The sequence below is a fragment of the Saccharothrix sabaoui genome (assembly GCF_051756985.1).
In the GTDB taxonomy this organism is placed as follows: domain Bacteria; phylum Actinomycetota; class Actinomycetes; order Mycobacteriales; family Pseudonocardiaceae; genus Actinosynnema.
In genome coordinates this window covers 59,994-72,104 of sequence record NZ_JBPKJK010000029.1, presented here as the reverse complement: position 1 = coordinate 72,104, position 12,111 = coordinate 59,994, and the positions used below count along the sequence as shown (strand labels likewise).

General features: G+C 74.0%; 12 protein-coding genes and 1 pseudogene. 4 read left to right on the top strand and 9 right to left on the bottom strand.

What is annotated here, in order from left to right:
• Positions 1 to 9: 9 nt before the first annotated feature.
• From ACR807_RS11930 to ACR807_RS11905, 6 genes are all read right to left on the bottom strand, one after another.
• Complete coding sequence (locus tag ACR807_RS11930) at positions 10 to 1,131, bottom strand: LCP family protein (RefSeq protein WP_438921324.1); 1,122 nt, start codon at positions 1,129 to 1,131, stop codon at positions 10 to 12.
• 72 nt (positions 1,132 to 1,203) lie between these two features.
• Complete coding sequence (locus tag ACR807_RS11925) at positions 1,204 to 1,605, bottom strand: DUF3037 domain-containing protein (protein WP_438921323.1); 402 nt, start codon at positions 1,603 to 1,605, stop codon at positions 1,204 to 1,206.
• Complete coding sequence (locus tag ACR807_RS11920; RefSeq protein ID WP_438921322.1) at positions 1,589 to 2,383, bottom strand: HipA family kinase; 795 nt, start codon at positions 2,381 to 2,383, stop codon at positions 1,589 to 1,591. The genes ACR807_RS11925 and ACR807_RS11920 overlap by 17 nt, the downstream gene beginning before the upstream one ends.
• A gap of 41 nt (positions 2,384 to 2,424) precedes the next feature.
• On the bottom strand, positions 2,425 to 3,222 hold the full coding sequence (locus tag ACR807_RS11915) for an SGNH/GDSL hydrolase family protein (protein WP_438921321.1): 798 nt from the start codon (positions 3,220 to 3,222) through the stop codon (positions 2,425 to 2,427).
• Between the two features lie 55 nt (positions 3,223 to 3,277).
• Positions 3,278 to 4,336, bottom strand: a complete 1,059-nt coding sequence (locus ACR807_RS11910) for a lactonase family protein (RefSeq protein ID WP_438921320.1) — start codon at positions 4,334 to 4,336, stop codon at positions 3,278 to 3,280.
• A gap of 143 nt (positions 4,337 to 4,479) precedes the next feature.
• Complete coding sequence (locus ACR807_RS11905; protein ID WP_438921319.1) at positions 4,480 to 5,346, bottom strand: PPK2 family polyphosphate kinase; 867 nt, start codon at positions 5,344 to 5,346, stop codon at positions 4,480 to 4,482.
• Between the two features lie 141 nt (positions 5,347 to 5,487).
• Between ACR807_RS11905 and rocD the strand changes: the two genes are divergently transcribed.
• From rocD to ACR807_RS11885, 4 genes are all read left to right on the top strand, one after another.
• Positions 5,488 to 6,711: an ornithine--oxo-acid transaminase gene (gene rocD, locus ACR807_RS11900; RefSeq protein WP_438921318.1), complete on the top strand. Its 1,224-nt coding sequence runs from the start codon at positions 5,488 to 5,490 to the stop codon at positions 6,709 to 6,711.
• 96 nt (positions 6,712 to 6,807) lie between these two features.
• Entirely contained in the window at positions 6,808 to 8,181 is a 1,374-nt protein-coding gene (locus ACR807_RS11895) for a DUF2252 domain-containing protein (protein WP_438921317.1), read from the top strand.
• Between the two features lie 88 nt (positions 8,182 to 8,269).
• Positions 8,270 to 8,974, top strand: coding sequence for a histidine phosphatase family protein (locus ACR807_RS11890; RefSeq protein WP_438921316.1), 705 nt, complete (start codon positions 8,270 to 8,272; stop codon positions 8,972 to 8,974).
• Positions 8,952 to 9,809, top strand: a complete 858-nt coding sequence (locus ACR807_RS11885; protein WP_438921315.1) for an NAD(P)H-hydrate dehydratase — start codon at positions 8,952 to 8,954, stop codon at positions 9,807 to 9,809. The genes ACR807_RS11890 and ACR807_RS11885 overlap by 23 nt, the downstream gene beginning before the upstream one ends.
• Positions 9,810 to 10,056: 247 nt before the next feature.
• Here ACR807_RS11885 and ACR807_RS11880 read toward each other — a convergent pair whose 3' ends face one another.
• The 3 genes and pseudogenes from ACR807_RS11880 to ACR807_RS11870 all read right to left on the bottom strand — a co-directional run bounded on the left by ACR807_RS11880 (position 10,057) and on the right by ACR807_RS11870 (position 12,075).
• On the bottom strand, positions 10,057 to 10,650 hold the full coding sequence (locus ACR807_RS11880) for an ATP-binding cassette domain-containing protein (protein ID WP_438921326.1): 594 nt from the start codon (positions 10,648 to 10,650) through the stop codon (positions 10,057 to 10,059).
• Positions 10,651 to 11,166: 516 nt separating this feature from the next.
• Positions 11,167 to 11,574, bottom strand: a pseudogene (locus ACR807_RS11875) (ATP-binding cassette domain-containing protein); the annotation flags it as partial.
• A 258-nt stretch (positions 11,575 to 11,832) separates the two neighbouring features.
• Entirely contained in the window at positions 11,833 to 12,075 is a 243-nt protein-coding gene (locus ACR807_RS11870) for a DUF3040 domain-containing protein (RefSeq protein WP_438921314.1), read from the bottom strand.
• Positions 12,076 to 12,111 lie beyond the last annotated feature (36 nt).

Genomic DNA, 12,111 nt, shown 5'->3' with positions numbered 1-12,111 from the left:
GGGGTGTGGCTACTTGGGCTGTTCGAGCAGGTCCGCGGGGACCGCCTCGTCCTTCTCCAGCGCGCCGAACAGGCGCAGCGCGTTGTCCCGGTCCCACTGCACGACGGAGCCCGCGCCCGGCACGGTCGGCGTGCCGCCCACCGGCACGGTCACCGTGTCCACGCCGCCGCCCATGGCGAACGCCATGCCCGCGAGGTGGTGCAGGTGGTCGTCGGAGTTCACCGAGATCGAGTCGGTGCTCGCGAACAGCAGCGGGAACGCGCGGAACGGGTTGGCCAGCACGCCGACGCTGGTGGCCTTGTCGCTCAGCGCGGCCAGGAACTTCCGCTGGTTCTGCACGCGCTGGAGGTCGGCCGTGGCGAACGCCCGCGTCCGCACGAAGCCCAGCGCCTGCGCGCCGTCCAGCTCCTGGCACCCGGGCTGGAGGTCGAGGCCCGCCAGCGGGTCCTGCATCGGCTGGTCGATGCACATGTCGACGCCGCCGATGGCGTCCACGATCCCGGCGAACCCGCCGAAGCCGATCTCCATGTAGTGGTCGACGCGGATGCCGGTCGCGCCTTCGAGGGTCTGCACCAGCAGCGACGGGCCGCCGAACGCGAACGCCGCGTTGATCTTGTTCTTGTCGTTGCCCGGGATGTCCACGTAGGAGTCGCGCGGAATGCTGACCAGCGTCGCCTTCCCGGAGCCCTCCGGGATGTGCAGCAGCATGATCGTGTCGGTGCGCCGGCCGCCCGCGTCGCCGGTGGCCAGCGCGGCCTTCTGCTCCTCGGTCAGGTCGTCGCGCGCGTCGGACCCGACGAGCAGCCAGTTGGTGCCGGGGGTGTCCGCCGGGCGGCCCTCGTAGTCGCCCAGGGCGTCGATGCGGCGCAGCGACGAGTCGACGTACACCCACATCCCGATGCCGAGCGCCAGCAGCACCACCAGCACGACCGCGACGAGCCGGCCCACCCGGCGCTTGCGGCGCGGCGGCGCCTGCCGGTAGCCGGCGGCCACCGGGCGCCCGGCCTGGCGGGGTGCCTGCTGCGGCTGCTGGTGACCGACCTGGGGGTAGGCGCGCGTGCGCTGCTGAGGGGGGCGTTGCGCGGGGCGCCCCGCCCCCTGGTACCCGCCCTGCTGATACCCGCCGTTCATCTGGCGACCCCGCTCCGTGTGTCGGCCACTGCTCGCACTTAAGGACGCGGCGCGTGGCAAGAGGTTGCCAGCCTAGTGGTCGGGTCGGCGGTCGGGCGGCAGCACCAGCGCGGCCAGCAGGCGGTCCAGCTCGGCCGTCGGGTCGTCGGTCAGGCCGGTGTGCGCGGGCGAGGTCTGCACGGTGGTGGACCGCGGCGCGGTCAGCCAGCGGAACCGCTGCCCCGCCGTCGTGCGCGACACCGGGCCGGCGGTCGGCGCGCCGTCGCACGACAGCCCGAGGTGCGCCAGGCTGTCCCGCAGCACCTCGACGTCCAGGAACGGGTCGAGCGCCAGCACCCTCTTCTCGTCCACGTGCACGCGCGCGCCGAGGAAGTCGAGGTCCTTGCAGTAGACGAGGACGCCGACGTTGACGAACTCGCCGCGCTCCTGCCGCGGCACGGCGCGCAGCACCGCGTACTCAAACACGTGCGGCACGGGCGGCCTCCAGTGCGTCGACCCAGGTCCGCGGCGCGGCCAGGCGGGCGGTGAAGAACTGCTCGTACGCGCCGCGCACGGCCTCCGGCGTGCCGAACGCCTCGTCCTGCGCGAGCCACTCGTCGGGCACCAGCGCCAGCACCTCGCGCACCAGCGCGGGTGTGACGAGGGCGGTCAGCTCGGCGTCGACGTCGGCCAGGGGACCGGCGAACGGCAGCACGAGGTGGTCGGCCGCGTCGAACCGGTAGGTGGCCGCGGGGAACCGCTCGGGCCGCCACGAGTGGTGGAAGTACAGCGAGGCGCCGTGGTCGATGAGCCACAGCTCCCGGTGCCACAGCAGGGTGTTGGGGTTGCGCCAGCTGCGGTCCACGTTGAGCGTCAGCGCGTCCAGCCACAGCAGGCGGGTGGCCAGGTCGGCGGACGGCTCGCGCACCACCGGGTTGTAGTCGAACGAGCCGGGCAGGTAGTCCAGGCCCAGGTTCACCCCGCCGCTGGCCTTGAGCAGCTCCTGGACCTCCTGGTCGGGCTCGGCGCGGCCCAGCTCGGGGTCCAGCCCGACGAGCACGATCTCGGGCACCCGGAACCCGAGGCGGCGGGCCAGCTCGCCGACGACGACCTCGGCGATCAGCGCCTTCACGCCCTGGCCCGCGCCGCGGAACTTGAGCACGTACATGCCGAGGTCGTCGGCCTCGACGAGGCCCGGCAGCGAGCCGCCCTCCCGGAAGGGGGTGACGTAGCGGGTGGCCGCGACCTGGCGCAGCCCTTTCGTGGGGTTCACCCCCGCATCATCGTCAACGGGCGGCCCGGCCCGCCAACGGGTTACCCGGCGACGCCCGTCTCCCCCTCCAGCGCGGGCAGGAAGCCGGAGGCGTGACCGGCGCGGTTGGGGTGGTAGGAGCGGTCGACCGGGACGAGGACCAGGCCGTTGATCCACGGGTCGGACGCGCACGCGCCGTGCCGGTCGAACTCGTCGCGCACGTCGGCGAACGCGAACCCGGCCGCCTCGGCCCGCGCGGAGAGCACCTCGGTGATCACGTCGACGGCGTGGTTGAGGGCCTCCCGCTTTGGCCCGGTCATCAGGCACCACGAGCCGAACGAGAACAGCCGGGGGTAGCCGACCACGACGACGTCGGCGTCGTCCCGGCCCCCGTCGAGGCGGTCCGCGCCCAGCCGGTCGCGCACCACCCCGTAGAGGCCGTCGAGGCGGGCGGGCAGCTCGTCGCGGATGAACGCCTCGGCGGTGGCGACGCGGTCGCGGCACCCCTGGTCGTCGCTGAGGGTGCAGGTGACCATGACGTCCTTGAACCCGGCGTCGTTGCCGCCCGCCTGCACGGTGACGAGCCCGGTCTCCCGGGTGACGCGCTCGGCCTGGGCGGTGACCTCCGCCGTGGTTGCCTCGGAGCAGGCGACGGTCACCAGGGTCGTCCCGGTCCGGTCCGCGAGCAGCTCGGGGTAGGCGTGGGGGCTCCGCCGGCAGGCGTCGGCGGCCTCGTCGCCCGCGCCGAGGCCCGCCGCGTAGGAGTCACCCAGCGCGACGAGCTCCGGCGCGGCCGGCGCGGACCGCGCGGCCGGTGCGGCGGCGAGGACCATCAGGAGTGCGACCACGATCGTTTTCATGGGGGCCGTCGTACCACTGTGGACGGTCCCGGTGGCCGAAATGGACCCGGTGGTGTTACCCCCGGAAGGCTACGCAGACCGGGATCGGCACGGCGGTGGACGACACCTGTCGCAGCCCGCCGGTGGCCCGGTCGACGGCGAACGCGGTGACGTCGCCCGAGTTCTGGTTGGCCGCCAGCAGGAACTTCCCGGTCGGGTCGAGCACGATGTGCCGGGGGTACTTCCCGCCGACCGGCGTCGCGCCGATCAGCCGCAGCGCCGCGCCAGCGCGCTCGACGGCGAACACGGCCACGCTGTCGTGCCCCCGGTTGGACACGTAGACGAACCGGCCGTCCGGCGAGACCAGCACCTCGGCCGGGTAGTTGCGCGGGGTGGCGGGCGCGCCGTCGGGCAGGGTGCTGAGCTTCGGCCCGAGCTTGAGCGCGCCGCGCTGGTAGTCGGCCACCACGAGCGTGGAGTCCAGCTCGTTGGCGATGTAGGCGAACCGGCCGTTCGGGTGGAACGCCAGGTGCCGCGGTCCCGCGCCGGGGTGCAGGCGCGCGGTGCCGGCCAGGGTCAGCGTGCCCTCCTCCTCCAGCTTGTAGCTGTAGACGGAGTCGGTGCCCAGGTCGACGGCGAGCACGAAGTCGCCGCGCGGGTCGGGCAGCACCTGGTGGGCGTGCGGGCCCTCCTGGCGCTCGGGGTCCGGCCCGGAACCCCGGTGCTGGACCAGGTCGGTGCGCTCGCCCAGGCCGCCGTCCGGTCGCACCGGGTGCACGGCGACGCTGCCGGAGCTGTAGTTCGCCGACAGCAGGAAGCCCCGGTGCAGCGCCAGGTGGCACGGGTCGGCCCCGCCGGTGCTCCGGCTGTTCACCACCTTCGGCGTGCCGTCCGCGCCGACCGCGAGCGCGGTCACCTCGCCGTCCGGCCGCTCGTTGACCGCGTAGGCGAACCTGCCCGCGTCGACCACGAACGACGGGTTGGCCACGTCCTCGACCACGCCGGTCACCCGCAGCCCGCCGGTCGCGGTGTCGAACACGCCCAGGCCCACGCCCGTGCCGCCACCCGGCCACGAGGTGTAGGTGCCCAGGTAGACGCGGACCCCCGCACGCGCTTCGGCCACACCCTCGGTCATCAGCAACCCCGCTCCCACGCCAACCGCCCCCAGGAACCGCCGCCTGCCCACAGCCACACCGAACCTCCGCTCGACCGCCCGCGGCGGTTCCCACAGTGGCCGAGACCACCGCGGCAGAGCAAGAGGCGCAATGAAGATTGCGGCTAGCGCAACGGGTCGGCGTCCCGGAGGCGTGCCAACTCGACCTCCGGATCGTACGAGGGCGCGGGCCGCCGGGGGTCGAGGTCCTTGAGCGTCTCAAGGAGCAGGCTCGCCACCGCCCAGTTGCGGTACCACTTGCGGTCCGCCGGCACGGCGTACCAGGGCGCGGCCCGCGAGCACTTGACCAGCACGTCCCGGTAGGCGGCGCGGTAGTCGGAGAACCCGGCCCGCGCGTCGAGGTCGGCCGGGTCGTACTTCCACTGCTTGAGCGGGTCCTCCAGGCGGGCGAGGAGCCGTTCCTTCTGCTTCTCCGGCGAGATGTGCAGGAAGCACTTCACCAGGGTCGTGCCCCCGTCGACCAGCTCCTCCTCGAACTCGTTGATCTGCCCGTAGCGGCGCCGCCACTCGGCGGCGGGCACGAGCCCGTCGACCCGGGCGACCAGCACGTCCTCGTAGTGCGAGCGGTCGAAGACGCCCAGGTAGCCGGGCGGCGGGACCTGGCGGCGGATGCGCCACAGGAAGTCGTGCCGCCGCTCGGCGGCGGTGGGCCGGCCGAACGCGGCGACGCGCACGCCGTGCGGGTTGACCAGGCCCAGGACGTGCCGGATGGTGCCGCCCTTGCCCGAGGTGTCCATGCCCTGCAGCACCAGCAGCACGCTGCGCCGGCCACCGCCCACGCCCTCCGCGAAGAGGGCCTCCTGGAGCCCGTCCAGCTCCTCGCCGATGCGCGCCACCTCGTCCGCGGCCTCGGACTTCGACCGGGGCCCGACCGGGGTGGCGGCCGGGTCGAGCGCCGCGAGGTCCACCGCCCCCGGGTCCACCCGGAAGGCGTCGGAAACCGACTGGACCTGCGCGGACTTCTTCGCCATCGTCGCAACGTAACCCGCCGGCGCCGGCAGGGCGACTCTTGCAACGGATCGCCGTCGAACGATCGATTTGCGCAACGAACTCACCGGATGCGCAACGCCTGGCGGCTGAAATCGCTGGCTCGGGGCATCTAGCCTGGTGACATGACCGCTACCGTCCTCCCCGCCACTGAGCAGTTCATCGCGCTCGACGAGGAATGGAGCACGCACAACTACCACCCGCTGCCGGTCGTGATCTCGCACGGCGAGGGCGCGTGGGTGACCGACGTCGAGGGTCGCCGGTACCTGGACCTCCTGTCCGGCTACTCGTCGCTGAACTTCGGGCACCGGCACCCGGACCTGGTGGCCGCCGCGGTGGAGCAGCTCGGTCGCGTCACGCTCACCAGCCGCGCGTTCCACCACGACCAGTTCGGCCCCTTCTGCCGCGAGCTGGCCGAGCTGACCGGCACCGAGGTGGTGCTCGCCATGAACTCCGGCGCCGAGGCCGTCGAGTCGGCGATCAAGGTCGCCCGCAAGTGGGCGTACCGGGTGAAGGGCGTGCCGGCGGGGACCGCGGAGATCGTGGTGGCCGGGTCGAACTTCCACGGCCGCACCACCACGATCGTGTCGTTCTCCACGGACGACACCGCCCGCGCCGACTTCGGGCCGTTCACGCCGGGCTTCCGCGTCGTGCGCTACGGCTCGCTCGACGACCTGCGCGAGGCGGTCACCGACCGGACCGCGGCCGTGCTGCTGGAGCCGATCCAGGGCGAGGCGGGCGTCGTCGTGCCGCCCGCCGGCTACCTGCGGGGCGTGCGGGAGCTGTGCGACGAGCGCGGCGTGCTGATGATCGCCGACGAGATCCAGTCCGGGCTGGGCCGCACCGGCGACCTGCTCGCGCTCGACCACGAGGGCGTGCGCGCCGACCTCTACACGCTGGGCAAGGCCCTGGGCGGCGGCATCCTGCCGGTGTCCGCGGTCGTCGGGTCGCACGCCGTGCTGGGCGTGCTGCGGCCCGGCGAGCACGGGTCGACGTTCGGCGGCAACCCGCTGGCGTGCGCGGTCGGGCGGGCCGTGGTGCGGCTGCTGGCGACCGGCGAGTTCCAGCAGCGGTCCCGCGAGCTGGGCGCCCACCTGCACGCGCGGCTCGGCGAGTTCGTCGGCCGGGGCGTGGCCGAGGTGCGCGGGCGCGGCCTGTGGGCGGGCGTGGAGATCGCCCCCGGCGGACCGCGCGGCCGCGAGGCGTCCGAGGCGCTGGCCCGGCTGGGCGTGCTCTGCAAGGAGACCCAGGACAGCACGCTGCGCGTCGCGCCGCCGCTGGTGGTCTCCCGCGACGACCTCGACCGCGGGATCGACGCGATCGGGCAGGTTCTCGGCGCACGCGGGTAGCCCTCTGCCCGATTTGTGCCGCCGAGGCTGAATTACCAGGTCACAGACGTGTGGCGGCCGGTGTATCCGCCGGCCCCGACGCGCATCATTACCCACATGGGTGAACGGAAGCGGGCCGAGGCGGCCGAAGCTCTGGGCCGGTGGGTGGACCCCGAGGAGGTGCTGGCCCGCGGTCGCGAGCTGCGCGCCGCGGTGAGCCACGAGGCGCACCGCGAGGTGCTCCTCGCGCACGACCGGCCGTCCGTCGTCGAGTACGTCGACGCCTCCAACGAGGGCAGGCTGCCCGAGCTGGTGCCGCTGCGGGTCGGCCGGATGCTCGCCTCCCCGTTCGCGTTCTTCCGGGGCAGCGCGGGCCTGATGGCGGGCGACCTCGCGGCCGGCGCGCGCACCGGCCTCGACGCCCAGCTGTGCGGCGACGCGCACGCCGCGAACTTCGGGCTCTACGGCACGCCCGAGGGCGCCATCGTGATGGACGTCAACGACTTCGACGAGACGCTGCCCGGCCCGTGGGAGTGGGACCTCAAGCGGCTGGCCACCTCGCTCGTGCTCGCGGGCCGCGAGGGCGGCGTGTCGGAGAAGGGCTGCCGCGACGCCGCCGAGGACGCCGTGAACGCCTACCGCAGCGCCCTGCGGCACCTGGCCACCCTGCCGTTCCTGGAGTCGTGGAGCGCGCTGGGCGACGAGTCGGCGCTGTCCAAGACCAAGGCCGACGACCTGCTCGACCACTTCACCAGGGCCGCGTCCAGGGCGCGCCGCAACACCAGCGCCCGGGTGGCCGCGAAGTGGACCCGCCGGGAGGGCGAGCACTGGCGGTTCGTCGCCGACCCGCCCGTGCTGACCCGCGTCACGCCCGCCACCGAGCGGGCCGTGGTCGACGCGCTGCCGTCCTACGTGGACACCCTGCGCGAGTCCCGCTACGACCTGATCATGCGCTACGGCGTGGCCGACGTGGCGTTCCGCGTGGTCGGCACGGGCAGCGTGGGCCTGCGCAACTACCTGGTGCTGCTGCGCGGCAACGGCGACGAGGCGCTGGTGCTCCAGGCCAAGGAGGCCCGGCCGTCCGCGCTGGCGCCCTTCCTGAACACCGCGCCGGTCAAGCACGAGGGCAAGCGGATCGTGCACGGCGCGCGGCTCGTGCAGGCCGAGACCGACATCCTGCTCGGCTGGACCACCATCGAGGGCCGGCCCTACATCGTGCGGCAGTTCCGCAACCGCAAGGGCGAGATCGACGCGACCACCCTCAAGCGCGACGACCTGGACGACTACGGCCGGCTGGCGGGCGCGCTGCTGGCCCGCGCGCACACCCGCTCCGTCGACCCCCGGCTGCTCGCCGGCTACTGCGCGGGCGGCGACGGGCTGGACGACGCCATCGCCCGCTACGCGCTGGACTACGCCGACCGGACGTGCGCCGACCACGAGGAGCTGGTCCGCGCGGTCCGGTCCGGGCGGCTGCCCGCCGAGGTCGCCTGACCCCGGGCCCGCCCGGGTGCCGCGTGGAGTGCCGCCCGGGGTGCCGCCCGGGGTGCCGCGCGCCCGCCGGACGGCTAAGTTCGGGCGGGTGGACTGGCTCGGAGTGATCAGGCACGGCGAGAGCACCGGCAACGTGGCCCGCGAGGCGGCCGAGTCCGGCGGGCACGAGGTCATCGACGTCCGGCAGCGCGACGCGGACGTGCCGCTGTCGGAGGAGGGCGAGCGGCAGGGCCGGGCGCTGGGCCGCTGGTTCGCCGCGATGCCCCGCGAGCAGTGGCCGGACGTGGTGGTGGCCTCCCCCTACCGGCGGGCCGTCGACACCGCCCAGCACGCCCTGCGCGGGCACCCGAGGATGCTCGTCGACGAACGGCTGCGCGACCGCGAGCTGGGCGTGCTGGACCTGCTCACCACGCACGGCGTCGCCGTGCGGTACCCGGACGAGGTGGTCCGCAAGCGCAGGCTCGGCAAGTTCTACTACCGGCCGCCGGGCGGCGAGTCGTGGGCGGACGTGACGCTGCGGCTGCGCTCGCTGCTGCGCGACCTCGACGGGGCGCGCGTGCTGCTGTTCGCGCACGAGATCACCCCGTTCCTGCTGCGCTACCTGCTGGAGGGCCTGCCGGAGCGGGACATGCTGGCCTACGCGCACAACTCCACGGTGCCCAACGGGTCGCTGACCTCGTGGCGTCGGGACGGCGGTCCGTGGGTACTGGAGAGGGAGTTCGACGCCGACCACCTGGTCGAGCACGGAGCCGAGCCCACGGAGACCGAGGATGCGACCACCCGATCGGCCTGAGCCCATCACGTCCGCGCTGCTGCGCGAGTGGCTGCCCGAGCACGAGGACGACGGCACCGTGCTGGTGGTCGGCGGGTCGCGGCGGGTGCCCGGGGCGGTGCTGCTGAGCGGGATCGCGGCGCTGCGCACCGGCGCGGGCACCCTCCAGCTCGCGACCGCCGACCGGCACGCGTCCGGCCTGGGGCTGGCCGTGCCGGAGGCGATGGTCGTGGGCCTGCCGGAGACGGCGTCGGGCGCGGTGTCGCGGGAGGCCGCCGACGTGCTGGGCGACCTCGTCGGCGACGCCGCGTCCCTGGTCGTCGGCCCCGGCCTGGTCGACGCGGACGAGACGGCGGCCCTGCTGGAGCGGCTGCTGCCCGCCGCGCGCGGGCCGGTGGTGCTCGACGCGTTCGCGCTGGGCGCGCTGGGCACGCACCCCGAGCTGGGCGACCCGGTGCGCGGCCGGATGGTGCTCACCCCGAACACCGTGGAGGCCCGCTACCTGCTGGGCACCGACGACGTGGACGACCACGTGAAGACCGCCGTCGCCATCGCCGACCGGCACGACGCCGTGGTCAACCTGATGGGCGTGGTGGCCGCGCCGGACGGCCGGGTGTGGCAGGACGCCACCGGCCACGTCGGCCTGGGCACGTCCGGCAGCGGCGACGTGCTGGCCGGCCTCGTCGGCGGCCTGCTGGCCCGGGACGACGACCTGGCCCGCGCCACCTGCTGGGCCGGTCACGTGCACGCCATGGCGGGCCAGCGGCTCGTGCCGCGCACCGGCCTGACCGGCATGCTGGCCCGCGAACTGCTCGACGAGGTGCCGCAGGTCCTGGTCGAACTCCGCTCCCGCTGACCCGAGAGTCCAACCCTCAGACCCCGAGAGTCCAACCCTCAGGTCCCGAGAGTCCAACGCCCAGGTCCCGAGAGTCCAACACCCAGACCTCGTGAGTTCTACGTCCAGGACCCTTGAGTTCTGCGTTCGGCCGCGCTCCGCGGGAAGGCGCGCGGTGCCTGGACGTAGAACTCAGGGGTCTTGGGCGTTGGACTCTCGAGGCTCGGGCGTTGGACTCTCGGGGCCTGGAGGTTGGACTCTCGCGGGGTCAGCGGGCGCGGTTGACGCGGGTCTCGTCCCACACCGGCTCGGGCACCTCGACGACCTCGCCGTCCGAGCGGAACAGGAGGAAGCGGTCGAAGGTGCGGGCGAACCAGCGGTCGTGGGTGACGGCCACGACGGTGCCCGAGAACCCCTCCAGGGCGTCCTGGAGCGCCTCGGCCGAGTTCAGGTCGAGGTTGTCGGTCGGCTCGTCGAGCAGCAGCAGGGTGGCGCCGGACAGCTCCAGCAGCAGCACCTGGAACCGCGCCTGCTGACCGCCGGACAGCGTCTCGAACCGCTGGTCGCCCTGCTTGCCCAGGCCGTACCGGCTGAGCACGGCCATCGCCGCGCCCCGGTCGCGGCCCGCGCGCCCGTCCTCGCCGTGCCACAGCAGGTCCACGAGGGTGCGGCCGATCCACTCGGGGTGCTGGTGGGTCTGCGCGAACAGGCCGGGCACGACCCGCGCGCCCAGCCGGAACGCGCCGGTGTGCGCGACGTCGCCGCCGCCGAGCAGCCGCAGGAAGTGGCTCTTGCCCGACCCGTTCGACCCGAGCACGGCCACCCGGTCGGCGTAGAACAGCTCGACCGAGAACGGCTTCATCAGCCCGGTCAGCTCCAGGTCCTCGCACGTGATCGCGCGCACGCCGGTGCGCCCGCCGCGCAGCCGGGGCGCGACCCTCTCGTCGGTGGGCAGCTCGGGCGGCGGCCCGGCCTCCTCGTACCGCTCCAGCTTCGCCCGCTGCACGCGGTACTTCGCGGCCATGACCTCGCTGATCTTCGCCTGCACCTGGAGGGTGCGGACGAGGTCGCGCAGCCGCTCGTGCTCCTCCTCCCACCGGCGGTGCTGCTCGGCGAGGCGCGCGATGCGGGCGGCGCGGGCGGCGTGCCAGGTGCCGAACGACCCGGGGTGCGTCCACGCCGAGTGCGCCTCGACGGTGACGACGACGGTCGCGGCCACGTCGAGCAGCTCGCGGTCGTGGCTGACCAGCAGCACGGCCTTGCCGGCGGAGCGCAGCCGCTCCTCCAGCCACCGCTTGCCCGGCACGTCGAGGTAGTTGTCCGGCTCGTCGAGCAGCAGCACCTGCTCGGGGCCGCGCAGCAGCGCCTCCAGCACCAGCCGCTTCTGCTCGCCGCCGGACAGGGTGCGCACCTCGCGGAACCGGGCCCGGTCGAACGGCACGCCGAGCGCGGCGACCGTGACCGTGTCCCACAGCACCTCGGCGTCGTAGCCGCCGGCCTCGCCCCACGCGGTGAGCGCGTCGGCGTAGCGCATCTGGGTGGGCTCGTCGTCGGTCTCCATCAGGGCCAGCTCGACGGCGTCCAGCTCGGCGGCGGCGTCGCGCAGGGGTTTCGGGGAGGCGGCGAGCAGCAGGTCGCGCACCAGCGAGCCGTCGCGCACGGAGCCGACGAACTGGGGCATCACGCCCAGGCCGCCCTGCACGCGGACGCTGCCGGCGGTCGGGCTCAGCTCACCCGAGAGGATGCGCAGCAGGGTCGTCTTGCCGACGCCGTTGGCGCCCACGAGGGCGACCACGTCGGTGCCCCCGACCTTGAACGACACGTCGCGGAACAGTTCGCGGCCGTCGGGCAGTCGGAAGGCGAGGCCGTTGGCGTCCAGGTATCCCACGGGGGCATGGTCGGTGATGAACGGCGCCCGGAGCCAGCGGGTTTCAGGTCGGCGTCCCTTTTGTGACCGGGAACGCGACCGCGGGGGGTGGTGCGGGGTGACGCGGCGACCGGCCGCGGGCGGATGAGCGTCGCCAGGCCGGTCGTCGGCGCAGGGCTACCGCCAGGTGTAGCCCTTCATCAGCAGCAGGACGGAGCCGAAGCCGAGCGACGCGAGCGCCGGCCCGTAGGAACCGAGGGTCAGCAGCAGCACGCCGAGGCCCGCGAACACGGCCACCAGGGCGTAGCTGAGCACGGGGTGCCGGGGTTTCCCGGCGACGAGGGCGGTGGCCAGGGCCGGCTCCTCGACCATGAGTCTGGACTCGATCTCGCTGAGGGTGCGGCGTTCCGCTTCGCTCATCACGAGCAGTGGATACCCGGCGCGATACCCGCAAAA